This is a genomic window from Streptomyces sparsus, assembly GCF_054776295.1.
Genome location: NZ_BAAHCA010001503.1, coordinates 1 through 772 on the forward strand (window position 1 = coordinate 1; position 772 = coordinate 772).

At 76.4% G+C, this 772-nt stretch carries 1 protein-coding gene; it reads right to left on the bottom strand.

Going from position 1 to position 772, the window contains the following annotated elements; genetic code table 11:
* Positions 1-608 (bottom strand): serine hydrolase domain-containing protein (locus tag ACYVE9_RS29270; RefSeq protein WP_461030900.1); only part of this gene is annotated, 608 nt, incomplete at its 3' end.
* Positions 609-772 lie beyond the last annotated feature (164 nt).

The following is a 772-nucleotide window of genomic DNA, read 5'->3' on the forward strand; positions in this document are numbered from 1 at the left end:
GCCTGGTCGTCGGGCAGCCCGATCCACAGGTCCAGGCCGAGCGGCGCGGCGACCTCCTCCGCGAACCAGCGGCCCAGCGGCAGGCCGGTGACCCGCAGCACCAGTTCGGCGAGCAGCCAGCTCCAGGTGTGCGGGTGGTACCCGTGCTCGGTGCCCGGCTCCCACTCCGGGGCCTGGGCCGCGACGGCCCGCGGGCCGCTGACGCCGTCCAGCGCCTCGGCCGGGGTGAGCGGCGTGTCCAGCACCGGCAGGCCCGCGCGGTGGGACAGCAGGTGGCGGACGAGCACCCGCTCCTTGCCGTTCGCCTTGAACTCGGGCCAGTAGGTGCCGACCGGCGCGTCCGGGTCGAGCGTGCCGCGCTGGTGCAGCAGGTGCAGGACGGCCGCGGCCGGGCCCTTGGTGGCGGACCGCAGGATCTGCGCGGTGTCCCGCTGCCAGGGCGTGTCGCCCTCGGCGTCGGCGACGCCGCCCCACAGGTCGACGACCGGCTGCCCGTCGCGGTAGACGGTGACCGCCGAACCGCGGTCGCCGAGTGAGGTGAGGTTGCGCCGGAATGCGTCCCGGACCGGTTCGAAACCGTCCGCCACCGTGCCCTGGACGTTCACCACTGTGCTGCCGCTCCTGCCTGCCGTCCCGCGGGCACCGCCGGTGCGGGCCTTCGGGGGTTGTTCCTCACGCTCGTCCCACCATGGTGCTACGGGCGGGCCGGGGGCGCCGTGCCGGGTCCCGTCGACGCCCGCGCGGGCCCTGCGCACGTCGGGCGAGCGGCACG